Here is a 26308-nt window from a genome sequence, read left to right on the forward strand (position 1 = left end):
CGCGGCCTTAGAAACCGGATATAACCAGCGCCCTGTTTGTGCCACTTTGGCTGAAATGGAAGTAAAGTTAACAATTGAACCTTGCTGCTTTTTTAGGTCATTGTATAAAGCACGGCTCAGCTCAACGGTAGAGACCAAATTAAGATCGAGTGCTTGTAACCACTCCTGACGTGAAGATTTAAAACCGTCATCTAAGTAGGTACATGCCAAATTCACCAAGTAACTCACTTCACCTAAATGTTGGTGAATATCTGCCACAGCTTGTTGAATAGCCGCATCGCTGGTTAAATCGGTTTGAATAAACATCACATCATGGTTAAAGCTTTCGGCAATCGCCTTACCTTTTGCATCAATATCTAAAATAGCGACATGAGCACCTGCACTGACTAAGGCTTGCACAACAGCTTTACCAATCAGTGTTGCACCGCCGCTCACCACAGCAACTTTTCCTTTTAAATCTATATTCATTGCAAATACTCCTTAACTAACTGGCTTGCCTTCACTACTTGACCAAGATGGCATCAACGTATTGGAAGGAAGGTCTTCATCAAGAAGTTTTCGCGCTGTCTCGACACCTGCTACTGGTAAGCCTGTTGGGTCTAATAAACCAATTTGAACAAGTACAGACGCTTGGTCCCAGTAAATATGCTCATGGCACAGCTTTGAACCTCTGAACTGAATTACACCTAACATTGGAATTTCGACATATTTACCAGTCGGTTTTACACCCGGTAATAACCAGTCAATTTCAGCATCGTGGGTAAAGCTCATAATGAACTCGTCTACCACTTGCGTTGAGCCAACCGTACGAGAGATCGAAGTGATCTTCATATCTTTCGGGTTTTGATGAACAAAGTGATACTGATAAAAACGAGCAAGCTGGCTTTGGCCTACCCCACCAGTTAACGTTGGAATATGGTTGACATAAGGTTCTGCGACCATTGTTGCCATAGTTGCGGGGACGTCACGCGTATCGAACTCATGACGGATATGCTCTTCCCAGAGTGCGACTAGGTCATATTTCGGTCCAATCGTTTCATGTAGAGCTGTTACTGTACGCTCGTGAGCAAAGCGTGCTGAAGGTTTGTGGTAATGGTTGCTTTTTGGTCGTGCAAAGGCATGATCAACGCCTTCGTAAACATAAGCTTGCACATTTGAATATTGATTAGCTGCATCGACAATCGCTTGTCTCGCATCTGGCGGTGTAAATTGGTCCAGTTCTGCAATATGTAAAACCAAACGCCCTTTTACGTTAGCTAACTCATCTAAGGCTTTTTCAATACCTACACCGTAATAACCTACGGCACATGCCACTTCCGAAAGTCGACAGCCTGCCAAATAAGCTAGCTTTCCACCTAAACAATAGCCAACCACGCCGAGACCTGTAGAGGTATCACATTCTGGTCGTGTCTTTAAAAAAGCTAAGCTGTCTTGAATATCTTCAACACCGAGGTTTTCGTCATATTGCTGATAAAGTTCAAAAGCTTTTTGAAAATCATCTGGTGTATAACCGAGTTCAATATTAGGTGCTACACGCCAAAATAGATCAGGAACTAAAACGGTATAGCCTTCTTCTGCAAGAAAATCTGCCTTTTCCCGCATTGCTGCATTCACCCCAAAGATTTCCTGACAAAGCACCACACCAGGTCCTTTTCTTGTTTCTGGTGTCGCTAGATATGCACTGAACTGCTTTCCAGATGCAGTTTTAATTTGAATGGTTTGACCAGCCATAGTGTCAACTCCTGACATTGTTATGGCTTTATCTTCTATCCGAATTTTTTTTTAGACTGTCCAAAAGCTGCAAGCATTATCCAATCTCTGCGCAATTATCAAAATCAATCAAACTGGATAAAAATTAAAAACAAAGAAACATCTATATTTCAAAAACTTAAATTAAAAAATTAAATTACTGCTTTTTATCTAATTTGGAAAAAATGGATGAAGATTAGGACTTATAGGATAGTGAAGACTGGCTAAAAATAGTTCAATCAAAGATACAGGTTTTGTAACGAATACATTGAATTACTCAGGGAATTAAATAATTTTAAGAAGGAATACATATGAAAACGATAGAGGCGAATACGATTATCAATCGCGAAAAACTGTCTCCCTTACAGTGGATGGTTTTTATCCTAGGTTTTTTTGTCTTTTTCTGTGATGGTCTAGACACAGGAATTATTGGTTTTGTTGCTCCGGCATTACTAGATGACTGGGGAATTACCAAGCCTCAACTTGCACCAGTTTTAAGTGCAGCCTTAGTTGGCATGTCAATTGGTGCAATCATTTCGGGACCCTTAGCCGATAAATTTGGCCGTAAAGGTGTTATTGTTTTTACAAGCCTTTTGTTTTCCATATTTACCATTTTGTGTGGCTTTGCCAATTCAACCCAAGACTTAATGATTTATCGCTTTATTACAGGTGTAGGTCTAGGCGCGGCCATGCCAAACATCAGTACCATTGTCTCAGAATATATGCCTGTAAAACGTAAAGCATTTCTTACAGGTCTTGCTGGCTGTGGATTTATGCTGGGTATTTCTTGTGGTGGTGTGCTGTCGGCTTATCTATTAGAAAGCTATGGCTGGGCTAAAGTGATTATTATTGGAGGAAGTATTCCCCTAATTTTAGTGGTTGTTTTATTACTTAAATTACCTGAATCAACGCAATACTTAATTACACGTCATCAACAAGATAAAGCACAGCGTATCTTAGAAAACATTCAAGGTCATTCTTTTCAAGAACCTGTAAAACTTGTTTTAACTCAAGCAGAAACTGCATCGGATGAAAATCCGGTTAAAGTAGTTTTAGGAAAATATCTTTGGGGTTCAAGCATGCTTTGGCTCTGCTGTTTTACTAGTCTTTTGGTGTTCTATCTTTTAACAAGCTGGATGCCAACGATTTTAAAAACAGCAGGTTTCAGTACCCAACAGTTTAGTTTAATTGCCGCGATTTTCCCTTTTGGTGGTGTAATTGGCGCAACCATTATGGGATGGTACATGGATAAACTGAACCCAACTACAGTTATTAAATATTCATATCTGATTGCTTTCGCCCTATTCATTGTTGCAGGTTTGGTGAGCTCAAATATTTTCTTATTGGGTCTTACTATTTTCTTAATTGGTGCTTTACTCGCTGGTGCACAGTCTTCATTACTGCCACTTGCAGCTATGTTCTATCCAGCAGTATGCCGCGCGGTTGGTGTTTCATGGATGCATGGCATCGGTCGTATCGGTGCAATTTTAGGCGCTTTCTTTGGTTCGCTCATTTTCACTTTCAACCTAAGCTTAAGCGGTATTTTCTTTATTCTAGCAATACCAACCTTCATCTCATTTATTGCACTTAGCCTAAAAGTGATCTATGAAAAATCTAAACACAAACAAGTGTTAAAGCTCGAAGAAAGTCTATAAATATTAATTGATAAATAAAAAACTGATTTAGTTGCCTAAATCAGTTTTTTTATTTGGAAAATTAAATATCAGAAAATTTTGCCTTTGGTCTCACTTGGGTTTTCTCCAAATTCTTCACGATATTCTTGAGAAAAACGGCTTAAATGGTTAAAGCCCCAGTCATAGGCAAGCTTTGAAATAGAAACCTTTCTATCTGCACCTGTGGTGCTCAGGATTTTGTAAATTTGTTGGAGGCGATATTTTTTTAAATACGACATTGGGCTGGTGCCATAGTACTGTTGAAACTCATCATACAATTTTGATTTTGAAACCCCAGCCAAACGCTGCAAGTCTTCTGCACAGATTTCTTCGTGAGCATGTTCAATAATAAAATTACGAACCTTTCGAATATAAGCTGGCTCATCTTGATGTGAGAGTGACTTTAAAGCTTCAGAGTAGTTGTTTTCTTGAGATAATAGTAAGGCTTTAATTACAAAATTTTCATAGTCTTCAGATAACATCTGTAAACCATAAAAATTGCTATATTGCGATTTTAGCTGTAAAAAATTCTGAATATTCTTCCACCACGCTCCAATCAGTTGCTCAGAGTCTAAGTGCATTTCAGGGTTAAAAATGATAGGCGTTTCTATAGGTTTATTCAGTAAATCTGCAAGGACAATCTGCATACTTCGCTCAGGAATAACCACCTGAAATTTTCTACAGTCTTTATCGATAATCAGATCTTGTTGATCATTATTTGAAACAATTAGGCCTCTGTTTTCATCAGATTGATAATGTGCACCACGAATGTTGAGAGCTTGTCGCCCCTGTATAGGTAAACTAATGCTATAAGCTTTTAAATTTGAGATGTTGATAGCGACGTTTGCACCATAACTGATTGTGCCGATTGCCATTTTTTTATTGGGCAAACGCATTCCGTCATAGTGGAAATCGAGATTATCTTTGTAAATTGTGTCTAGACGGTGTTCACCACAAATTGTGGACATCAGATTCTGCGCAAATTCAGCTTTGCGGGAATAATGATTGAGTTCCATCTGTTGGCTGAGTGATATCATATCCTTTTCACCTAGCTAAAACTTATTGCTAAAAAAGCAACTTGTATGCCAATTAATATCCTTTAATTGACGAGTTTTCCTGAAAATATCTAATCAGGAAATAGCGTAAATATTACTTTCTCATACTCTATTAAATTTTAAAAATGGAAATAAGTTAAATACCTTTAAAGTATAAATTTATACCCTAACGAACTTATTTTCTTAGTTTTTTATAACAACTTATAGTAGAGATAAAGCATTATTTTGAACAGCAGACGATCGTAAATTTTTATCGAGTAAAAAAACCGCTTATATAAAATAAGCGGCTTTCATAAAACAATTAAATTATTGGGCCGTATAACCGCCATCCATCACGACAGCTTGGCCTGTTACCCCACCTGCTTTTTCACTCGCAAGGAAAATTGCATAATCAGCGATTTCTTCAACAGAGAGTAAACGCTTTTGAGGAACCATTGCCAAAATTACATCCTCAAGTGCACTGTCTAAACTTACATTACGGGTTTTAGCCAAGTCTGCAATTTGCCCACGAACCAATGGTGTATCTACATACCCCGGACATAAAGCATTTACCGTAATACCATCACGTGCACATTCTAATGCGGCAACTTTTGTTAGACCAATTACGCCATGTTTAGCGCTGTTATAACCTGCCTTTCCCGCGAAACCAATCAAGCCATTAATTGAAGCCATATTAATAATACGACCATATTTTTGAGCTTTCATGATTGGAAAAACATGTTTAATACCAATAAATGCCCCAGTTAACATGACTTGAACTAACTTTTGAAAAACAGCCGTTGGAAATTCTTCAATAGGCGCAACATGTTGGAAACCAGCATTATTAATTAAGATATCAACCGTACCAAAGGTCTTGTGAGTAAGCTCAATGGCTTGTTTATAAGCATCTTCATCAGTCACATCACATGGTGCAGATAAGGCATCAAAACCTTGCTCTTTAAGTGAGTTCGCCGTTTCTTGGCACTTTTCGGCATTCATATCAGATATAACAACTTTGGCACCTTCTTGAGCAAATTTCTTAGCAATCTCTAGACCGATACCACTTGCAGAACCTGTAATAAAAGCGACTTTACCGTCTAAAAGTTTTGTCATTTATTTACTCCTTAATACTTATAACGTGCTGATTTAAACAATACCCGTTACGGTAAAGACCGTAATCACCACAAATACCGCTAATGTCTTAATTACTGTGACTGCAAAAATATCTTTATACGATTGTTTATGGGTTAAACCTGTAACAGCGAGTAAAGTGATAACAGCACCATTATGCGGAAGCGTATCCATACCGCCTGACGCCATCGCAACCACACGGTGCATGACTTCTGGTGGAATACCCGCAGCTAAAATCGCGGCGTTATATTGTTCAGCCATCGCACTTAAAGCGATACTCATACCACCAGAAGCTGAACCGGTAATACCTGCTAGAACAGTTGTCGTCACAGCCCCATTTACTAGTGGATTTGTAAAAGTACTGCTCATTGCATGACTAATCATGGCAAAGCCCGGTAATGACGCAATAATTGCACCGAAACCATACTCAGATGCGGTATTCATCACTGCTAAAAGTGAGCCACCAATACTGGCATTAATGCCTTCTTTAAAGTTCGTCACTACACGTTGGTAATCAAATAAAATTGCGGAAATAATCCCGACAATCAGCGCAAGACCAACTGCCCAGATCGCACCAGTTTTTGCAACGTCTACGGTGTAATCCGCTAATCCAACTGCGGCAAAATCAAAACCATTTGGATACCACTCTTTGATTGCTTTAGACAAATATTTGTTCATTACGGCAACAAGAATGGGAGGTACAAATGCTAAAAACTGACGAGCCGTACTTACATTATTTTGCAAGTTCATATCGGCTTCAATTTCTTGAGATGGCGTATTGTCTACGCCAAAACCCGAGAATCCTTCGCCAGCTTTTGCAGCAGCTCGGCGACGCCATTCTAAGTAAGCCAAACCCATGCATAGAACAAAAATAGCACCAATAATTCCTAGAAATGGCGCGGCATAAATATTGGTGCCAAAGAAAGTGGTCGGAATTACATTTTGAATTTGTGGTGTACCGGGCAATGCATCCATAGTGAATGTAAATGCACCCAGCGCGATGGTTCCTGGAATTAAACGTTTTGGAATATTCGCTTGTCTAAATAGTTGGTTTGCAAAGGGATAAATTGCAAATACAGCAACAAATAAACTAACACCGCTATAGGTTAAAATTGCACCTAGTAATACAACCGTTAAAATTGCTTTTTTTGCCCCAATCCATCTCACAATGGTTCGAGCAATAGACTCAGCAATTCCTGACATTTCAACGACTTTACCGAAAATTGCCCCCAGCAAAAACACAAGAAAGTAATCTTTAATAAAGTTCACCATTTTAGGCATAAAAACACCCGAATAAAACGGCAAAACATTGGCTGGGTTAATGAGTAAAACTGCAAGTAAGGCACAAATTGGTGCCATAAGAATGACAGAAAAGCCCTTGTAAGCTGTATACATCAACAGCCCAAGCGAAAGTAGAATTACAAATAATTCCCACATATATTCTTTCTCCCTAAAGAATAGATATTAGGTTCAATAAAATTACCAAAAGATATTTAGGTTATCCCAAACCTATAATGATAAAAATCACAATATCTATGGATGGTAATAGGTAAATGAGCTTAAAAATAAAATATCACTAAAATATTTAAAAACAATGTAATTTATTGAAATTTTTAAATACCAATAAAATACAAGAACTTATTTGGCTCTCTTGGTAAAATTTAATTATTAAAAAAATATTATTGTTTTATAAAACTTATTAATTATTGAGTAAATTAGATTAATGTTTCTATATTATTTAATAAAGCCAATTGAATAATATATTTTTTAAATTAATTTAATAAATATTTTATTAGTTGAGATCAGTAATTTTTTATAAGAAATAAAAAAAATAGATAGCGGTAATTTTTTATCTCTCTAAAGATTTTCTACTATGTACTTTTAATATTTAATTTCTACTATAATAATATAAACAATATAAATTAATATATAGATTAGCGCTGCCAGTACCCCACCGATTACTAGTGCGATCTCCATTGAATTAGAGGGATTATTTTCTGGTTTTCTAGCAAAAATTACCGGGTATTTTGCATTCTTAATTTTTTCTTCAGCAATTCGATAATGCTTTTTACCTATTCTTATAAAAATAAGGATACAAATAATAGGTAAAATAAATGATGAGTAATAAACTAATGAATCTACTGACAATTTATTATTGATCGCATCATCACATTTATGAAAATAATTTTGATTTTCTTTACTTAATTTACTGATTTTTTCAGGAGTAATTTGACTAAAATCAAAATCATTACGGCAACCAGATATAAAGACATCTTTGGCATCTCTAGAACTACTTGACCCACTACTCGTATGACGCATATGTACTGTTGTATAAGACATAATATTATTACAAAATAAAAAGCTAAATTTTATTAGATTAATAATAATTGGCAACCTAAACCTTCCTTAGCTGATATTTCCAAATAGTAGCGGCTGGATCCTGCGTTTCATCATACTTTGCTAAAAACACTGATTAATTCAGCTAGAAAAATTTACTAAAGTAATTCAGCACATTGAGCTCTACTTGCTTTTTCATAATTTTTTGTCAAAAAACATCATATTAGGCAAATTTTCGTATAAATTACTCTTCTAGGTAAGTTGAGTAATTTAAAGGAAAGAAATGACGCTTAAACAACTAAAAGCTTTTTTGGCCCTTGCGCGTACACTCAACTATGCCAATGCTTCTTTAGAGTTACATCTCAGCCAATCTGCTTTAAGTCTCACCATCAAAAGCTTAGAAGAAGAGTTAGGCGGTAAACTGTTTAACCGTAATACACGCCGTGTTGAACTTACTCAAGAAGGCAAATCGCTCATTCCGTACGCTAAAAAACTCCTTGCCAATTGGGATGAAATGGAAAACGATGTTAAACAACGCTTTAAACTCAATCGTGGAACATTAAGTATTGCCTCAATGCCCTTTGTGACCCATGCAATTTTGCCAGAGGTGATTCATCAATTTTTAGCAGTCCATCCCAATCTTAATTTTTCAATTCACGATATTCCAAATGAGACCATTATAGAAAAAGTACAAGATGGTATTTTTGAGCTTGGTATTTGTTTTGAACCTGATCTCACCGAAGGTTTAGAGTTTAAACCGTTGTTTGAAGAAGACTTCTTAGCTCTATTACCTAAGAGTCACCCACTCGCTCAATCATCTTCTATTACATGGCATGAGCTTTGTTCAAATCCATTTGTAACCTTGCAAAAACCCTCAATTGTTCGATATTTAGTTGAGCAAAATTGTTTGCGAAATAATATAACGCTCGATTTAAAAGTTGAATGCCATCAAATTTCATCTCTTTCAAGTTTCGTTGCTTATGGAATTGGGGTAAGTGCAATTCCAAGGCATTTTGCTAAACACATTGATAAAGAACATAACGTACTGATTGATTTAAAAGACGAAGCCATTCATAAAACAGTAGGAATTGTTTATAAAAAGAACTTTGAAATTTCAAATATTTCTGCTCAATTTATTGAGGCACTGGTTCAATATAAATTTTAAAAAATTAAAGATTGTCTTTTAGTATAAGTTAAGCTTATGGCTAAGTTAAATTCTTTAATTTTTATAATTTTCAATATGTTGTAGAGTAATTTTTAAATTTTTTAGCTTGTATGCGTCTTATGTTTTGTACTTAATTTGATATTATTCATTGATTATACTTATTAATCATTTAAAAAAATTAACTTCTATAACACAAAATGTGATGCTAAAACTAGAAACACTAAGGGATATAGGAAAACAACAGAATGAATAAAGTTTATGCCAACGCAGAGGCAGCACTGAAAGATGTAATTGCAGACAATCAAACACTTGCTGTTGGTGGTTTTGGTTTGTGTGGAATTCCGGAAAAACTAATTGTTGCAGTTAAACAAAGCGGTGTAACTGGTCTCACATGCATTTCGAATAACGCAGGTGTAGATGATTTCGGTTTAGGTATATTGCTTCAAACAAAACAGATCAAAAAAATGATCTCTTCTTATGTGGGTGAAAATAAAGAATTCGAGCGCCAATATTTAAATGGTGAATTAGAAGTTGAACTAACCCCACAAGGCACCTTAGCTGAAAAGTTACGTGCTGGAGGTGCTGGAATTCCAGCATTTTACACACAAACTGGTGTAGGTACACTCATTGCTGAAGGTAAAGAAGAACGTATTTTTAACGGCAAAAATTACATTTTAGAAGAATCTTTAACAGCCGATGTAGCGCTTGTTAAAGCATATAAGGCAGACAAGGCAGGTAATTTAGTATTTCGTAAAACTGCTCAGAATTTTAATCCCGAATGCGCAATGGCTGGAAAAATTACAATTGCAGAAGTTGAACAGGTGGTTGAAATTGGTGAATTGGATCCGGATGAAATCCATTTACCAGGTATATATGTGAACCGCATTGTATTAAACGCATCACCTGAAAAACGCATTGAGCATAAAACTTTAAGCACGGAGGCAGTATAAAATGGCTTGGTCACGTAATGAAATGGCACAACGTGCTGCAAAAGAACTTGAAGATGGTTTTTATGTCAATTTAGGTATTGGCTTACCTACCCTTGTTGCCAATTATATTCCTGAGAATATTAATGTTTGGCTTCAATCTGAAAATGGCCTATTAGGTATTGGTGAATTCCCGACTGAAGAAACTGTCGACGCCGATTTAATTAATGCCGGCAAACAAACGGTTACTGCTCGTCCTGGTGCAGCCTTTTTCTCAAGCTCAGAATCTTTTGCCATGATTCGTGGTGGCCATGTCAACATTGCAATTTTAGGTGCAATGGAAGTTTCTGAAAAAGGAGATTTAGCGAACTGGATGATTCCGGGTAAAAAAGTCAAAGGTATGGGCGGTGCAATGGACTTGGTTGTTGGTGTTCAAAAAGTTGTTGTTCTTATGGAACACTGTGCAAAAGACGGTACACCAAAAATCGTGAAAAACTGTAGTTTGCCTTTAACAGGTAAAGGTGTTGTTCATCGCGTAATTACAGACTTAGGCGTAATGGATATTACGCCACAAGGTGTAGAGCTCATTGAACTTGCTAAAGACGTAACGCTCGAACAAATTCAAGCTGCTACAGGTGTTGAGTTTTATAAAACCTTAGTCGCGTAAATTCTAAGGCTTAGTTAGCTGTACAAGACTCAAGTTAGTAAGTGAGCTTGAGTCTTAGCCCTATCAAGCACCGGATGTGCTGTCTATAAATAAGAATGAGAAGGATTTTTTCAGCTATGAAAAAACAGCAAGGAATTTTTGAAAGATTTGCTCTTCGGATTAGTGACTGGTCTGAAAAATGGTTTCCTGATTCATATATTTTTGCTCTGCTTGGCGTCATTATTGTCTCTGTTGCCGCCTTGGGTATTGGTGCTCCAATCCATGATGTAGCGACCTCATTTGGTAATGGCTTCTGGAGTCTTATTCCCTTTACCCTGCAAATGACTATGCTCATTATTGTAGGTTATGTCGTTTCTGTATCTAAGCCCGTAAAATTCCTGATCCAAAAAATGGCGCGTATTCCAAGTTCTGGACGTGGTGCTATTGTTTTGGTGGCAACCGTTAGTTTATTAATTTCACTAGTCAATTGGGCAATAAGTACGATTCTTACTGCACTTTTAGTGATTGCATTAGCAAAACGTAAAGAGCTGAATATGGATTATCGTGCTGCTGCGGCAGCCGCAATCATTGGTATGGGTGCAACTTGGGCTCTTGGAATTAGTTCATCAGCAGCACAGCTTCAGGCAAATAAAACCAGTTTACCTGAGTCAATTTATAATCTGACTGGTGTTATTCCATTTACCGAAACGATTTTCCTTTGGCAATCAATTGCAATGACCATTATTTTAGTGATTGTTTCAATCGCTATTGCATATTGGTCTGCCCCAAAAGGCAATAGCGTTAAAACCATTGATAGTTTTGATGTGCAATTTGAAGAAGAAAAAACAAATGAAGCAAAATCTACTCGTCCAGGTGACTGGTTAGAAAATTCGCCTATCTTAACGATTATTGTGGTGGTTTTAGGCTTAATCTGGATGTTTTTTGAATTTTCAAAAAGCAATCCCATCATTGCCATTTCAAGTCTCAACACCTACAACTTCGTGTTTTTAATGCTTGGGTTAGCTTTACATGGCACACCACGGAACTTTTTAAATGCTGTTGCAAAAGCAGTTCCGGCAGTATCGGGAATCTTAATCCAATTTCCACTGTACGGAAGTATCGCCTTTATTATGACCCAAGCTTTAAATAGCCAAGACTTATCGCTGTCACATTATATTGCCGAATTTTTCGTTTCAATCGCTTCAAAAGAAACCTTTGCAATTGTGATGGGAATTTACTCTGCGGTACTTGGATTTTTTGTACCTTCAGGTGGTGGAAAATGGATCATTGAAGCCCCATATGTAATGCAAGCAGCAAATGATTTAAAGGTTCATTTGGGTTGGTCTGTACAAATTTATAATGCAGCCGAAGCTTTACCAAACTTAATTAATCCATTTTTTATGCTTCCAATGTTAGGCATTTTAAAACTAAAAGCAAAAGATGTGATTGGTTTTACAGTGACGCAGCTCGTTGTGCATTTTCCTTTAGTTTTATTCTTGCTGTGGTTCTTTGGTAGAACGCTCAGCTATACCCCTCCAACTTTTTAATTTAGTGGCGCCTTTAGTTTAGGCTAAAGGCAAATTTAGCAAATACACCAATAAGAGATATTAAGATGAGTTCAATTGTTATAGTTTCAGGTAGCCGTACTGCAATGGGTGGTTTTCAGGGTAGTTTATCTTCTCTAACTGCTCCAGAACTTGGCGCTGCTGTCATCCGTGAATCGATCCAACGTGCAGGTGTTAAACCTGAACAGGTAGATGAAGTGATTTTCGGTTGTGTACTCAGTGCAGGTATTGGTCAAGGCCCTGCTCGTCAAGCCATGCGCAAAGCTGGCGTGCCTGATCATGTCGGAGCTGTGACCATTAATAAACTTTGCGGCTCTGCAATGAAAGCGGTGTTAATGGCATCAGATACCTTAAAAGCAGGCAGTGCCAATATTATTGTGGCTGGCGGCATGGAATCTATGACGAATGCACCTTATATTTTGCCTAAAGCTCGCGGTGGTTATCGTATGGGACACGGCGAAATTAAGGATCATATGTTTTTAGATGGCCTCGAAGATGCAGAAACAGGTCGTTTAATGGGGTCTTTTGCTCAAGACATGGCAAATACCAAAGGCTTTACCCGTGAGCAAATGGATGACTTTGCAATTTCTTCACTTAAAAAAGCGCAAACTGCGATTACGGAAGGTTATTTCAAAGAAGAGATTGTTCCTGTTGAAGTAAAAACCCGTAAAGGTGTTCAAGTTGTTGATCAAGATGAGCAACCATTAAAAGCTAATCTTGAGAAGATCCCAACATTGCGTCCAGCTTTTAGTAAAGATGGGACAATTACAGCTGCTAACTCAAGCTCTATTTCTGATGGTGCTGCTGCGTTAGTACTTACCACTGAAGAATATGCTCAAAGTCACGGGTTAAATACTTTAGCAAAAATTGTGGCAACTTCGACTCACTCTCAGCATCCAAGCGAATTTACTATTGCTCCAATTAGTGCAATTCAGAAAGTACTTGAGCGTGCTGGTTGGTCTGTTGATGAAGTAGATGCTTGGGAAATTAATGAGGCTTTTGCGATGGTGGCAATGGCACCAATTCATGAGCTAGGAATTGATGAAGCAAAAGTAAACGTCCATGGTGGTGCATGTGCATTAGGCCATCCAATTGGTGCTACAGGTTCAAGAATTATCCTTTCTCTTATTTATGCATTAAAACGCTTAGGTAAAAAGAAAGGTGTCGCTGCCCTATGTATTGGTGGTGGTGAAGCAACAGCCGTTGCGATTGAAATTTAATTTAAAATTAAAAGAAGATGTAAGGATTTTCTTACATCTTCTTTTTTATAATTAAAACTCTTAAGCAGTTTTAAATAGCTCATAACAGGTTTGACGGAACCATTTATGGCTACTCTTGTGGTGACAAGACATATGCCAATGTTGCTTAACATCATAAGTTGGAAAATCAAGCGGTGCCGGTAAAATCTGTAAGTTCTCTCTAACCAATAAAACCTGACTTAAATAATATGGCACAGTGGCAATAGCATCTGTTTCCTGAACGACCAATCCCACCCCTAAATAACTTGGTAAGCGAATTAAAATATTTCGATCCAGCCCTTTATTTTGCAGCTCATTTTTAATGTGATAATGCCCAATACCCGCATCAATATCGATGTGAGATTCACGCATATAATCCTCTAAAGTGAAATTATTTGGGTCTAAACGTGGATGGCTTTTTGAGCTAATTACGACATAGTGTTGCCGAAAAAACTTCTGCTGATAAAAACCTTCTTCTAACTGTGGTAAAAAACCTATGGCTAGATCAATTTCGCCGTTTGCCATTTGATAGCTAGTTTCTGGTGTAATAGGCCTAATATTTAAACGAATCAAAGGGGCTTTTTCTTTTAAATAATTGGTTAATTGCGGCAACAAAACCAAATGAGATACATCAGTCATCGCAATCGTAAACAACTGATCTGAGGTCAACGGATCAAAGTTCACATTAAAATTATTAATGCTTTCAACCTTATCAATAACTTCACTAATGAGCGGAAAAATTTGCTTTGCCAGTTCAGTCGGAATCATTTCATTACCGACTCGAATAAACAAAGGATCATTAAAATGTTGGCGGATTTTGTTTAGACCATTACTAACGCTCGGCTGTGTCAAACCAATGGCATCTGCAGCCATTGAAACACTTTTGAACCGATAAATATGATAAAAAATATTTAATAATCTACTGTCTAGATCAAACAAAATTGTCTCCGCTTGGACTCAATAATCCATTGAAATAAGTTCAAAGTAGGTATGAAAGAGATAAATACTCCTATACTCTACTTTTGACTTATTGAAATTTACTCTAAATTATCAAAGAATTTAGACAAGGGGCAATGCTTTATACTGCCTTTCATCGTAAAGACCAAAGCATAATCTACTTATTTGCTTAATTTATATATAAATATCGTGTACTCATCACTTCAAATGAGTAGACGTTATAGGTCTTGCTGGCCTTTAAAACCATTCCATATTTTCTGTACCGACTTATTATCACTCAAATTATTTTTGAAGATATAAATATCTTGAGCAAGGCAATATTCTTGTTGGTCTAAAATGACTAATTTTCCGGCTGCAAGGTCTTCTTCAACATTAATTTTTGGAATCCAAGCAACTCCTAGACCTTGTAAAACCAGCTCTTTTAAATTGGTGGCATTATCTGTTTCATATAACGTTTTATATACAAGCTTACCTTCAATCAGTTGATCTACCAATTTTCTTAAGTACGCGTGTTTACTATACGCTAGCAGGGCAAAATTACTTTGTATTGTATGTTTAGGACTGTGGTCAGGTTCAGTTGCAGAAACCGGTACAATAACCGTTTCAGCAATTTTGATACCACTTAAAATATCATCCCCAACTTTTCTAATATTGCTTTTATCTGCATAGCAAATCATAAAGTCACAAGCACCTTCTTTTAACAAAGACAGGCCTTCTCCACTATTCGTTGCGACAATTTCAATTTTTAAATCACGAATAAGTGTAGGAAATTTCTTTAAAAAAGTAGTTAAAAATCCAGAGGCTAAAGAATGAACAACGCAGAAACGAATGGTCGATTCAGTTTCATTTTTAATATTTTTAATTAGTTTTGCGGTCTCCTCTACCTGTTTTTCAATATTTTTAGACATCACTAATAAAATTCGACCAATGTCTGTAAATTCGATGTTGTTTTTGTTGTTCCTAATAATGACTTCAGCACCAATCATTTCTTCAATTTGTTGAATTCTTCGAGTAAATGCAGACTGGCTAATAAATCTTTTCTCTGCTGCTTTTGAGATTGAACGTTCACGTTCTAATGTGAGGAGATCCTCTACCCAACGGACTTCTAAATTCATCTTATCTATTCCCTTTTAGATTTGTAATTTTATTAATTAATATTTTTGGGAAGTAGCATAAATAAATTTAGTGATGAGAAAGAATGATAAAACATAGGGAGTACCTGCAAAAATGCGAGAAGTGAAAGGACAAAGCCAATCTATAAAATTAAGTATTTAATAATTCTGACATAGAAAAGAAGATAAGAAAATAATAGGTTTTGTTTTCATGAGACAAGAGATGAACATAAGTACAGTTCAGCTAAAAAAATTATTTAAATCAACCAATAAAAACCCATCATAAAAATAAATAAGCGATCTTGAAAAGATAACTTTTAGAAATAAGCACGAACTTATTTTTGTACATTTTATTCATAAAAAAAGTCCGCACCTTGGGGAAGAATGCGGACTGTAAACTGTTTCAATAACCGATCCTTATGTTATTGATTAAATTTTTTAGAATCTTAATTAAGATACTTTTCCACTATAAAAGGTAGTTAAAAAATCTATTTTCATAACCTTTTTACTTTGCCAAATCCAAAAAATATGAAAAATGATTTTTTACACTCTCAATGGGTTGGTAAGGTAATAATTGATAAAAAAATGATTACCTTACCGCATTTCAGGATTTAAGCAGTCATAATAATTGATTGTATTTAAATACAATATTTGAAAAGAGTATAAGATAAAAAGATAATCCCAACTATTATACTAAAGTATCTATTCGGGTGTACGCAAACGTATTGAGTCCCCTTTAAAAGCGGTGACGATTTTCGCAGACGGGTTGATCAAAATGACCTAATATTCACCAATCAAGTAGTATAACTTTCTTGAAATTTCAACCATCATATTAGAAGTATATTGACTGATTTCAAATATCTGTTTTTTCTGTGGATTGAAAACCATATTGTCTTTTTCATCACTAAAAAAAACATAAGTTGTGTATTTATCCATGTGATGAATATGCTCTTTCAAGCTGAGTTTCTCACCAGAATTAGGGTCATATGCAATAAACTTCATTCTCATGCATTTGTCTCTTTACAGCGTGCTTACACCTTATAAAATTTCAGTCAAAAGATTATTTAACAGACAATAATCTTGAATGCCTAAATTATTGATACGATGCAGTAGGGATATTTTGTTTAGCTTTTTGAATAGATAACTCAGCATTCTTAATTGATTGCTCAGCTTCTTTAAGCATGTGCGAACTTTTAGTTTCAGCTTTTTCTTCATTACCCCAAAGGAGATAACAAGCAAAACTTCCCAATATTAATAAAGCAGCAGTTACTTTTAACATAAACTTAATAAATCAAAATTTTCTGTATTATAAGTATTTTTATGTGAAATACATCACAATTTTATTAAAATTTATTAAACAAAACTCATTATTTGCTTATATAAATTAACTTTCACATGAAAAATCAAATATTTTTTTGATTTTAATACACGGAAATGATTGCTTAGTTTTCTGTATAAATTTTGATTTACTTACATTTTCACACCTTTGACCAATCTATAAAATTAAATAAATATTTGAATATATTAAACTTTAGAACAAGTATTCATTCTATATACGCTCATATACCAACGATTATTTCTCGACTACCCTCTTTTTTGTTATGCAAAAAATGCATAATTGCTTTAATAAATGCATTAGAAGTGAAGCATTTCGAATTCTAAGATGAATCATCTTAACTAATTCGAAGTTTAATGATGAACGCTGATATTACTACCCGTATTGAGAAGGATCTTATTGGTCATCGAGAAATCAACAATGACCATTATTACGGAGTTCAAACATTACGTGCTTTAGAAAATTTCAACTTAACAAATAGCAAAGTTGGAAATTTCCCTAATTTAATTAAAGCATTAGCTATGGTTAAACTAGCTTGTGCTGAAGCAAACTATAATCTTAAAAACTTAGATCAAACTAAATTTGAAGCGATTGAATACAGCTGTAATCAGCTTATTCGTGGTAATTTCCATGACCAGTTCCCAATCGACATGATGCAAGGCGGTGCTGGCACTTCAACCAATATGAATGCAAATGAAGTATTGGCAAACGTTGCTTTAGAATATATGGGCCATTCTAAAGGTCAATATCAATACTTGCATCCAAATAACGACATTAATATGTCGCAGTCAACAAATGACGTATACCCTACTGCAATTCGTTTAGGTTTATTACTTAGCCTAGATGAGTTAAATCTTCCATTTAACAATTTGATTCTTAGCTTCTTGAATAAATCTCAAGAGTTTGCACACATTTTAAAAATGGGTCGTACTCAGTTACAAGATGCTGTACCAATGACATTAGGTCAAGAGTTTGGTGCTTTTGCGGTAACTCTACAAAAAGACCTTGAGCAAATTAATACGCTTATTCCAAATGTTTTAGCTTATATGAATCTTGGCGGTACAGCGATTGGTACGGGAATTACCACTGAATATAGTTACCGTGAACTCGCGATTCAAGCACTTGGAAAAATCTCTGGTAAGAAAATTAAGTCAGCTCCAGATTTGATTGAAGCCACTTCTGATATGGGTGACTTTGTTCTTTTATCTGGTTTATTAAAACGTACTGCAACTAAACTTTCAAAAATTGCCAATGACTTGCGTTTACTTTCAAGTGGTCCACGTACTGGCATTAATGAAATTAACTTAGAAGCACGTCAACCTGGTAGCTCGATCATGCCGGGTAAAGTAAACCCAGTTATTCCTGAAGCAATGAACCTTGCTTGCTTCCAGATCATTGCAAATGATTTGGCTGTAACGTTAGCTGCTGAAGCTGGTCAATTACAGTTAAATGCAATGGAACCACTTATTGCATTCAAACTGTTTGAATCGATGGACTTGCTTGGTAAAGCAATGGCGATGTTCCAAACTAAGTGTATTGATACGATTACGGCGAACCCTGAACACTGTAAAGCTTTGGTTGAAAATTCAATTGGTATTGTGACTGCACTTAACCCATACCTAGGTTATGAAACTACAACACGTATTGCTAAAACTGCAAACGAAACTGGGCAAAGCGTATTGGCTTTAGTTCAAAATGAAGGTTTATTATCAGCACAAGTGCTTGATGATATCTTGTCGATTAATAATATGGTTAAACCAAAAATGTCGGCTTAATTCCTGAAATAAAAAAAGGAGCTTATAAAGCTCCTTTTTTTATTTCTTCTACAACTTTTAAAAGCTAAAAGTTGTAGAAAATTGAGCTGTGCGAGGATTACCTAAGAACAGATAGTCATCTCCCATAAATGCCCCTACATCACGCCAATATTTCTTGTTAAATAAGTTATCAATATTGAATCTAAAAGTTGTGTCATGCCCAGCAAAATTTGTTTTATAGGCAGCACCAATATTAAAGACACTATATCCGCCTACTTTTGCAGTTCCCTCTTTATTTGCATATTTACTGCTACTGTATTGCATACCACTGAGTAATCTTAAACCTTCAACTGACGGTACTTTATAAGATAACTGGGCTGTGGCACGTACTTTCGGCACATTTTGAGTTTGATGACCTTTGTAGTTGTCAGTATCAATATCAACAAGACGAGATTTGGTATAGGTAACACCTGAACTTACATCAAGTGTATCGGTTAAGGCACCTGTTAAACCTAACTCAATACCTTGATTGTGTTGTTCGCCTTGCTCAACAAAATCAAAAGTTCTATCTGCATTTACTTTACTGTATTGATTGTCTTGTTTTAAATCAAAAATAGCTGCTGTTACCAAGAAGTTTCGAATTTGTTGCTTAACACCAACTTCATATTGTTCAGAATTTTTAGGTGATAGAACTTCTAAAGCATTATTAGCAAACCATGGTGCTTCACCACCATCTGATAAACCTTTAGCATATGAAGCATAAAGATTAGTTGTAGTAGTTGGGCTATACATGAGCGCTAATTGTGGCAAGAATTTGTTTAAATCCGTATCACGGCTTTGCTGGCCATCTGAATTATAAGCTTGCTCATCAAGGTGAATCAGTTTTCCACCGAGTAGAGTTGACCACTGATCATTAAATTGAACTCGGTCAGATACAGTAAATGCAGTCTGATCACTTTCTAAGGCTTTATAACGATCGCCTAAGCTGTCCGATGACGGACTGTAGTCGACCGTATCTTCATAGATATTGCCTGTTCCTACCGCTACATTAAGTGGTGTGTGGTGCTTTAAAGTTTTATATGTACGTTGTAATTCGAAAGCGATTTGATGCTGAATATTGCCAGTGTTGAATTGACCATTTAACCCAGCAGCGAACTGGTTAGTAATACGTGTATCATCTGGGCTACGGAAATCGTAAATATCATAATTTCCGTGTTTATCAAAAGTATTGCCCAAACCGGTAACTTCACAAATGCTGTTATAACATCCCCATGGGAAAGCACTATTATCATCAATCACAACACGGCTTTGAGACGCACTTAAGCTACCATTCCATTGATCGTTAAATGCATATTGATATTTCAAACTCGCATTTACACTGTTATTTACAACAGGTTTACTCCAAGACTGGTAACCCAATAAACGGTCTTGATCTACATTTGTTGGTACTTCTTGCCCATCAAGCAGTTGATAACCCGGTACTGAGCGTTGGCTTTGATGCTGAGCTTCAATATCAAATAATAATTTAGAACGCTCATTAATTTTCCAGTCTAAAGCAACTGAACCAAACTCACGTTTACCATTTGCATGGTCAACATTTGGATGGATGCTTTCATGGGCCAAATTGATTCGATAGCCAAAATTATCATTAACAAAGCCGCCAACATCTGTTGCCAGTGTATAGCCGCCTTCTGAATTTGCATCTACAGTAATGTTTTTAACATCGGCTGGTCTTTTGGTTACATAGTTAACCACTCCACCCGGCGTCGACATTCCAGATTGAATTGCAGAAATGCCTTTTAAGATTTCAACTTGTTCTTTATTTTCTAAAGCTACATTTTGTTCGCCACGTATGGTATGGCCATTAATGAGATAGCTTGAGCCTAAATCAAGTGCAAAACCACGTGCTACAAAGTTTGGATAGTAGCCAATAGCGGCATAACCATCGCCTAATGATGAATCATTTTTAATTACATCGGTCAGTGTTTTTGCGTGTTGATCTGCTATACGTTCAGATGTAATGGTGGTAATAGATGCAGGTACTTTCTTTACATCACCAGTTTGAAAACCAGATAAACTCACTTTTTTTGATGTGTATAGTGCATCACTATTTTGTGTAGCGTTCACAGTAATGGTTGGGAGCTGCGAAACCTCCGCTTCATTTGCATAAACGACAGATGTTATGAGTGCAATAGATGAAGCCAATGCTGTTTTAGAGCATGTCATGAAGTGAAGATTTAACGAACGTCTTTCCATTGAATAACTACCTGCCATACCGTGCATAATTTGAAGCGCTAGAAATAAGTGCTGAGCCGATTTTTAGCCACGCAAGAATACAGCTACATATATTGAGAAACAACACATTCTGTATTTTTTCGATTAAGTGAATTTAGTTCGACTTTTTCAACTTATCATTCTATGAATTTCCTTTATTTTCTTGGGAATTGATACTATAACTTTTTAAGTATTATCAAATATTCAAAATACACTTAAGCTCAAAATGGCACTTAAAAGGAGAAACAGAATAGAAAAATACTGGTATTAAATTAGCTTACTGATTTTAAAAACAATTAATTATGCAGTTAAATAAAAGGAAGTGTTCGATCATTGGTAAAAAATTCTTTAAATCGAACAAAAGGACGTAATCTCACTAGAATCGAATTTTAAAATTAGAAAAAATGAATGGTTAGGAATTCTAAGGACGTGCTCAGGGTCGAGTGATTTTTAAAAAGTTCATTCTATTTTCTGTTTAGCCCACCTAAAAAGTTCCTAGTTTTTGTCTACAAAGTGATGGAAGTAATATGACATATACTCAGGAAGAAAAACGTAGCAGGATACGTGGGATTGTAGGCGCAGCCTCTGGTAATTTAGTCGAATGGTTTGATTTTTATATTTATGCAGTATTTGCTGCTTACTTTACTCAAGCTTTAACCGCGCCAGATATGGATAGCACAACTAAGTCTATTTATGTTTGGGGGGTGTTTGCCGCAAGCTTCTTTATGCGTCCGATTGGAAGCTGGCTATTTGGTCGTATTGCAGATCGACATGGCCGAAAGAAGTCGATGATCATATCAATCTGTTTGATGGCTTTAAGCTCCTTTTTATTTGCAGCTTTGCCTACTTATGATCAAGTCGGTTTATTTGCCCCTTTTCTGTTACTCCTTGTTCGTTTACTTCAAGGCTTATCAGTGGGTGGTGAATATGGCGCCGTTGCCACTTATATGAGTGAATTAGGCTTAAAAGGTCAGCGTGGTTTTTACTCATCTTTCCAATATGTCACCCTCTCTGGTGGTCAATTGCTTGCAAGCTTACTGGGCGTTATTTTGTTGACGTTCTTAAGTGAACAACAATTACATGATGGCGGTTGGCGTATTCCATTTGTTATTGGTGGTATCGCAGCAATCTTATCTTTGCTTGCACGTAGTCGTTTAGAAGAAACACTTTCTCATCAAGACAGCGAACGAAAAGAGTCTGGTAGCTTAAGAGAACTCTTTAAAAAGCACTGGAAAACCTTTTTATTAGTGGTTGGATACACTTCTGCTGGTTCATTAACGTTTTATGTAGAGACTGTTTATTCAAAAACCTATTTAACCAACTTAGGGATGGACGGAAAAACAGTTGGTTATATTATGACCTTCGCCCTATTTGTCTATATGTGTGCTCAACCTGTATTTGGTGCAATTTCGGACCGTATTGGGCGACGCTCTTCAATGTTGGCATTTAGCTTATTGTCCGCCATTTTTATTTATCCCGTCATGGTGATCGGGATGCGTGCCTATATAGATTCTCCGATCATCATTACATTGCTACTCATCTTTATGATGATGTTACTCAGCTTCTATACTTCTATTAGTGGTTTGGTAAAAGCTGAAATGTTCCCACCTCATGTGCGAGCTTTAGGTGTAGGTTTCTCTTATGCAGTAGGTAATGCGCTGTTTGGTGGTTCTGCGCCTTCGGTTGCCTTACAGTTTAAAGCTGCCGGAATTGAAAATACCTTCTTTATATATGTGATTGTCATGCTGGTTATCTGTTTCTTATGTAGCCTTGCGCTTCCGAAAAAACCAGATTATTTAGAACATGATCATTAATTAAATAAGATGCCTTCTGTCCCAAGCAGAAGGCATCTTTTAGCTCTTAGCAAATTCTTTTAAAAAAGCCCACGGAAAAATCCCTTTGTCATGCCCATCACTAAAGCAAATTTGGGCACCATAACCTTGATCAAACATAGCTGTCACTTCAACATTTTGATGCTCTATTTTAATTTGTTTAATCCGCTTCGCTCGACAAAAGCCACATGGGCAAATTTCCCTTAAACTTTGATGATTCAGACATGTACTTGAGCCATCGGTCCATATAAAGTGAACCTGCTTATTTATAGTGTCGACACGGATATCAGGTCTGGTTTGCATACTTCACCTCACCAATTTGATTTAATCCAATACGAATCGCTTTTCGTACTTCAGGATCTGGATCATTTTGATGTTGTTCTAATAGATTCTGAGCTTCTGATGTACCAATTTCACCGAGTGCTAAAGCGACTTCTTTACGCAAGTTACTAATTTCATGCTTAAAGTTATCAGTCAAATGAGCAACTGCCAGATGTGATTTAAGTAGTCCCAAGCTCCGTACTGCTGCAATACGTACTTGCCAATACAAGTCTGATACAGCATGAATTAAAGGAGCTTCGAGCTGAACAATACGTAATTTTCCAATCGTAAGAGCAGCTTCCACTCTTAGTTGCCAACTTTCCGAAGTTAAAGAATGTTGAAGTGCTTGGATAACTTCAACCGATATGTTCTGACTATAAGCTAAACCACCTGTTGCAATACGGCGGACTTCATCATCTGTATCTGTTTCGGCAATTTTTGCCAATATCGTAATTGCTTGGTCTTGTTGTAACCAACTTAATGCACTGACTGCCTCACGGCGTACATAAACATCTTCATGGTGTACCAAAGCAGATATCTCTTCAAATAATTGCTGTGGTCGTAAAGGTCTTAAAGCACGTAAAATTGCACTAAGAGCAAAAGTATCCGTATGCTTTAAATACGGTGCCAGTATCTGGGCTGATGCCGCATTTTTGACTTCACTTAAACTCTGGCTGGCAGCTTGTCTCACATTCAGATCAGCATCAAATAAGGCTTGCGCCAATACTTGCAAACTGGTTGAGTCTTCCCAGCTTTCTAGTTTTTTTGCTGCCTCTTCACGAACTAAAGCTGAAGAGTCGTGTTGTAGTGCTGCATGCAGCCACGGAAGTAAATCCGGATTTTCTTCATCACCAATATTCATTAAAGCGACAAAGCGTATCTTTTCATCTGCATGATTGAGCTGCGCAAGAAATTCCTGATTATATTCATCAAGGTCATCTAAAGCTTGATAATAAAAACTCATTCGTATTCCTTAATTTGTGATTTCTTTCCAAGCCCTAATGGATTTAAACGGCTTAACTCTTCTTGTTGAGTGGCTTCTTTTAACGTTTGGATGCAATGTTTTTTTATGGCTGTAAATTCACTACTCGTTACAAGCTCAACATCCCGTGGACGTTCAAACTTAAGCGAAATTTCCTCAATAATCCGCCCTGGTCGATGGCTCATAATCAACACTCGATCGGCTAAAAAAAGTGCCTCATCAATATCGTGGGTAATAAATAAAACCGACGTTTGGATTTCTTGCCAAATTTCGAGTAATAGCATTTGCATTTTCAAACGAGTTTGAGCATCTAAGGCACCAAAAGGCTCATCCATTAATAAAATGCGAGGTTGATTAATCAATACTCTCGCAATTTCAACTCGTTGCTGCATGCCACCAGAAAGTTCGGCTGGAAATTTATGTTCAAAACCTTTAAGTCCGACCAGATCAATCATTTTCTGAGCTTGTTCAATACGCTTTTGCTTGGCGATGCCTTTCATTTTTAAACCAAAGGCAATATTTTCGAGCACGCTTTTCCAAGGAAATAAGGTATGTTGCTGAAACACCAAACCTCTATCTGGATGCGGTTCAAATATCGATTCATCATCGACCGTTAAAGACCCGGAACTAATCGGTAAATGCCCTGCCAAAGCACCTAATAATGTTGATTTACCGCAACCCGACGGGCCAAGGAGACATATAAACTCGTCCGGTTGTATTTCGAAATTAACCCGATCTAATGCCTGAAAACGATTTTTAGCTTGACCTAAATGTAGAGATAGATTTTGAATACGTACATGGCCTTGTGTAATTGACATTTTAAGACTTCCTTAGTTGATACCATGGAGTAAATCGATTTCCAATCACACGCACCAATGTACTGCTAAACATACCTAACGCTCCGATCAGCACCATGCCAACCACGATATTGCTATAGTTTTGCAAGGTGAAAGACTCCCATGTGAAATATCCAATTCCGTGTTGTCCAGAAATCATTTCCGCAGTCACTAAACAGAACCAACAAGTGCCCATTCCAATAGATAAACCCGTAATAATGTTCGGTAATGCGCCCGGAATAATGACTTCATGAATAATGGCAAGATCAGAAGCACCCAGACTTTTCGCTGACGCAACGAGCCTTGGGTCAACTGCACCAACGCCATGTACGGTGTTTAATAAAATTGGAAATAAAGCCCCAATAAAGGTAATAAAAATCATGGAAGCTTCTGAGGATGGAAAAATCAGAATTGCTAAAGGAATCCATGCAACTGCTGGTATTGGACGTAATACTTCTAATGGTGGCATTAGAAAGGCAGCCAGTTTTTGGTAACGTCCTGCCAACAAACCAATACCTACACCAATTAGAGCCGCAAGCACAAAACCAATCACTACACGAAACACACTAGATTCAACATGTTCAAATGCAGCGCTGAGTTGAAAAAAAGCCCATAGCGCATGAATGACATCTAAAGGTGTCGGGACATTGCTAAAGTTCACAAAGCCTAAATTTACTTTAAACTGAGCAAGTCCTTGCCAAATGACTATCCAAAAAGCTATGGATGTAAAAGCAATCACGTAGCTTTTTAAACGCGCCGGATATGATCTCAACTGCTGAAAAAATTTAGTCAAAAATGTACTTTGGTTATTAGGTTTTGTCTGGGCTAAACTACTCATTTGTCACCTCCTGATCATTAGGTAAGACAACACATCAGCTCTGTGTTACAAGCTGAATAGCTTTAAAGTCATATACTTTTCCGCCCTGTTGTTTAGCCCATTTTTCAGCATCATCTTTTAATAAAAAGGCTTGAATTTGTCCTGCTTTGTCTGTGGCATACCATGCCAAATTGGCAAGTAACTTAATGTCGGACTGATGATCTTGGCTATAAACCACACGCACCGTTTTTCCATCGGCTTGTATTTTCTTTAAATCAGAAAAAGCATGCTCAGGCGTTTCATAGCTACGCACTTTTTCTTCACCCTTTACCCAAATTTGAGTCACCCGATCAAATGTCTTGATGGGTTGGCCTGTTAAAGCATCATTGGCAACCAAAGGTGATTTTGCATAGTCAGACAGTTGCTGGCTGTAATTAAGTCCAGATGCCTGAAATGCATCCTTAATGTATTGATCATCAATAAATTTATTTACATCAAGCGTACCGTCGTTTTTTCCTAAAACTTTTAAGGTATCTATCGCAATTTGAGTCGCTTTTCGATATTCAGGTTTCCACGTTAAGTCACGAGTTTGCAGACCTAAAGGGCCATGAAATAGATAAACA

Annotated in this window: 23 protein-coding genes and 1 pseudogene; 8 read left to right on the top strand and 16 right to left on the bottom strand. The window is 36.7% G+C overall.

The annotated features are described in order from the left end of the window. Positions 1 to 468, bottom strand: a 468-nt coding sequence (locus C1642_RS15150; RefSeq protein WP_146035340.1) for an SDR family NAD(P)-dependent oxidoreductase, incomplete at its 3' end; no start/stop codon positions are given. 12 nt (positions 469 to 480) lie between these two features. Then, positions 481 to 1731, bottom strand: a complete 1251-nt coding sequence (locus C1642_RS15155; protein ID WP_103236538.1) for a dienelactone hydrolase family protein — start codon at positions 1729 to 1731, stop codon at positions 481 to 483. Positions 1732 to 2060: 329 nt separating this feature from the next. Between C1642_RS15155 and C1642_RS15160 the strand changes: the two genes are divergently transcribed. Continuing rightward, positions 2061 to 3404: an MFS transporter gene (locus C1642_RS15160; RefSeq protein WP_103236539.1), complete on the top strand. Its 1344-nt coding sequence runs from the start codon at positions 2061 to 2063 to the stop codon at positions 3402 to 3404. A 68-nt stretch (positions 3405 to 3472) separates the two neighbouring features. On the opposite strand, the gene C1642_RS15165 is transcribed toward C1642_RS15160, so the two are convergent. From C1642_RS15165 to C1642_RS15180, 4 genes are all read right to left on the bottom strand, one after another. Then, positions 3473 to 4459: an AraC family transcriptional regulator gene (locus C1642_RS15165; RefSeq protein ID WP_031985676.1), complete on the bottom strand. Its 987-nt coding sequence runs from the start codon at positions 4457 to 4459 to the stop codon at positions 3473 to 3475. Between the two features lie 324 nt (positions 4460 to 4783). Then, the gene (locus tag C1642_RS15170) at positions 4784 to 5569 is read right to left on the bottom strand and encodes a 3-hydroxybutyrate dehydrogenase (RefSeq protein WP_103236540.1); all 786 of its coding nucleotides are present in this window, start codon (positions 5567 to 5569) and stop codon (positions 4784 to 4786) included. A 33-nt stretch (positions 5570 to 5602) separates the two neighbouring features. Continuing rightward, positions 5603 to 7024, bottom strand: coding sequence for a GntP family permease (locus C1642_RS15175; RefSeq protein ID WP_213064286.1), 1422 nt, complete (start codon positions 7022 to 7024; stop codon positions 5603 to 5605). Positions 7025 to 7468: 444 nt separating this feature from the next. Then, positions 7469 to 7981 (bottom strand): hypothetical protein, encoded by a 513-nt coding sequence (locus C1642_RS15180; protein ID WP_001121559.1) that lies wholly within the window; start codon positions 7979 to 7981, stop codon positions 7469 to 7471. 226 nt (positions 7982 to 8207) lie between these two features. On the opposite strand from C1642_RS15180, the gene C1642_RS15185 reads away from it, so the two are divergent. The 5 genes from C1642_RS15185 (at position 8208) to C1642_RS15205 (ending at position 13446) form a co-directional block, all read left to right on the top strand. Then, the gene (locus C1642_RS15185; protein ID WP_000172956.1) at positions 8208 to 9089 is read left to right on the top strand and encodes a LysR family transcriptional regulator; all 882 of its coding nucleotides are present in this window, start codon (positions 8208 to 8210) and stop codon (positions 9087 to 9089) included. 245 nt (positions 9090 to 9334) lie between these two features. Continuing rightward, complete coding sequence (locus tag C1642_RS15190; protein ID WP_001045563.1) at positions 9335 to 10039, top strand: CoA transferase subunit A; 705 nt, start codon at positions 9335 to 9337, stop codon at positions 10037 to 10039. 1 nt (position 10040) lies between these two features. Further along, entirely contained in the window at positions 10041 to 10682 is a 642-nt protein-coding gene (locus tag C1642_RS15195) for a 3-oxoacid CoA-transferase subunit B (RefSeq protein ID WP_000312583.1), read from the top strand. Positions 10683 to 10798: 116 nt separating this feature from the next. After that, a complete protein-coding gene (locus C1642_RS15200; protein WP_065718621.1) occupies positions 10799 to 12208 on the top strand; it encodes a short-chain fatty acid transporter in 1410 nt (469 codons plus the stop codon). Positions 12209 to 12273: 65 nt separating this feature from the next. Then, positions 12274 to 13446: a thiolase family protein gene (locus tag C1642_RS15205; protein ID WP_103236541.1), complete on the top strand. Its 1173-nt coding sequence runs from the start codon at positions 12274 to 12276 to the stop codon at positions 13444 to 13446. Positions 13447 to 13506: 60 nt separating this feature from the next. Here C1642_RS15205 and C1642_RS15210 read toward each other — a convergent pair whose 3' ends face one another. The 4 genes from C1642_RS15210 to C1642_RS15225 all read right to left on the bottom strand — a co-directional run bounded on the left by C1642_RS15210 (position 13507) and on the right by C1642_RS15225 (position 16812). Then, positions 13507 to 14403: a LysR family transcriptional regulator gene (locus C1642_RS15210; RefSeq protein WP_001983834.1), complete on the bottom strand. Its 897-nt coding sequence runs from the start codon at positions 14401 to 14403 to the stop codon at positions 13507 to 13509. 236 nt (positions 14404 to 14639) lie between these two features. Then, on the bottom strand, positions 14640 to 15536 hold the full coding sequence (locus tag C1642_RS15215; protein WP_001047847.1) for a LysR substrate-binding domain-containing protein: 897 nt from the start codon (positions 15534 to 15536) through the stop codon (positions 14640 to 14642). A gap of 777 nt (positions 15537 to 16313) precedes the next feature. Then, positions 16314 to 16535 (bottom strand): hypothetical protein, encoded by a 222-nt coding sequence (locus C1642_RS15220; protein ID WP_000668585.1) that lies wholly within the window; start codon positions 16533 to 16535, stop codon positions 16314 to 16316. A 91-nt stretch (positions 16536 to 16626) separates the two neighbouring features. Beyond that, positions 16627 to 16812: a hypothetical protein gene (locus C1642_RS15225; RefSeq protein ID WP_000922092.1), complete on the bottom strand. Its 186-nt coding sequence runs from the start codon at positions 16810 to 16812 to the stop codon at positions 16627 to 16629. A gap of 413 nt (positions 16813 to 17225) precedes the next feature. Between C1642_RS15225 and C1642_RS15230 the strand changes: the two genes are divergently transcribed. After that, on the top strand, positions 17226 to 18644 hold the full coding sequence (locus tag C1642_RS15230) for an aspartate ammonia-lyase (protein ID WP_000980437.1): 1419 nt from the start codon (positions 17226 to 17228) through the stop codon (positions 18642 to 18644). Between the two features lie 57 nt (positions 18645 to 18701). Here C1642_RS15230 and C1642_RS15235 read toward each other — a convergent pair whose 3' ends face one another. Continuing rightward, positions 18702 to 20906 (bottom strand): TonB-dependent siderophore receptor, encoded by a 2205-nt coding sequence (locus tag C1642_RS15235; protein WP_103236542.1) that lies wholly within the window; start codon positions 20904 to 20906, stop codon positions 18702 to 18704. A gap of 518 nt (positions 20907 to 21424) precedes the next feature. On the opposite strand from C1642_RS15235, the gene C1642_RS15240 reads away from it, so the two are divergent. Continuing rightward, on the top strand, positions 21425 to 22711 hold the full coding sequence (locus tag C1642_RS15240) for an MFS transporter (protein WP_000222733.1): 1287 nt from the start codon (positions 21425 to 21427) through the stop codon (positions 22709 to 22711). A 39-nt stretch (positions 22712 to 22750) separates the two neighbouring features. Here the strand turns inward: C1642_RS15240 and C1642_RS15245 are convergent, their stop codons facing one another. From C1642_RS15245 to C1642_RS19670, 5 genes and pseudogenes are all read right to left on the bottom strand, one after another. Continuing rightward, the gene (locus C1642_RS15245) at positions 22751 to 23032 is read right to left on the bottom strand and encodes a gamma-butyrobetaine hydroxylase-like domain-containing protein (RefSeq protein WP_103236543.1); all 282 of its coding nucleotides are present in this window, start codon (positions 23030 to 23032) and stop codon (positions 22751 to 22753) included. After that, on the bottom strand, positions 23016 to 24014 hold the full coding sequence (locus tag C1642_RS15250; protein ID WP_103236544.1) for a HEAT repeat domain-containing protein: 999 nt from the start codon (positions 24012 to 24014) through the stop codon (positions 23016 to 23018). The genes C1642_RS15245 and C1642_RS15250 overlap by 17 nt, the downstream gene beginning before the upstream one ends. Beyond that, the gene (locus C1642_RS15255; protein ID WP_103236545.1) at positions 24011 to 24850 is read right to left on the bottom strand and encodes an ABC transporter ATP-binding protein; all 840 of its coding nucleotides are present in this window, start codon (positions 24848 to 24850) and stop codon (positions 24011 to 24013) included. Before C1642_RS15255 ends, C1642_RS15250 begins: the two co-directional genes overlap by 4 nt. 1 nt (position 24851) lies before the next feature. Continuing rightward, positions 24852 to 25706 carry an ABC transporter permease gene (locus C1642_RS15260; RefSeq protein WP_000096310.1) on the bottom strand — a complete coding sequence of 285 codons (855 nt, stop codon included), beginning with the start codon at positions 25704 to 25706 and terminating at the stop codon, positions 24852 to 24854. A 34-nt stretch (positions 25707 to 25740) separates the two neighbouring features. Continuing rightward, a pseudogene (locus C1642_RS19670) lies at positions 25741 to 26308 on the bottom strand (nitrate ABC transporter substrate-binding protein); the annotation flags it as partial.

The sequence above is a fragment of the Acinetobacter sp. AKBS16 genome (assembly GCF_002899995.1).
GTDB classification, from domain to species: Bacteria; Pseudomonadota; Gammaproteobacteria; order Pseudomonadales; family Moraxellaceae; genus Acinetobacter; species Acinetobacter baumannii.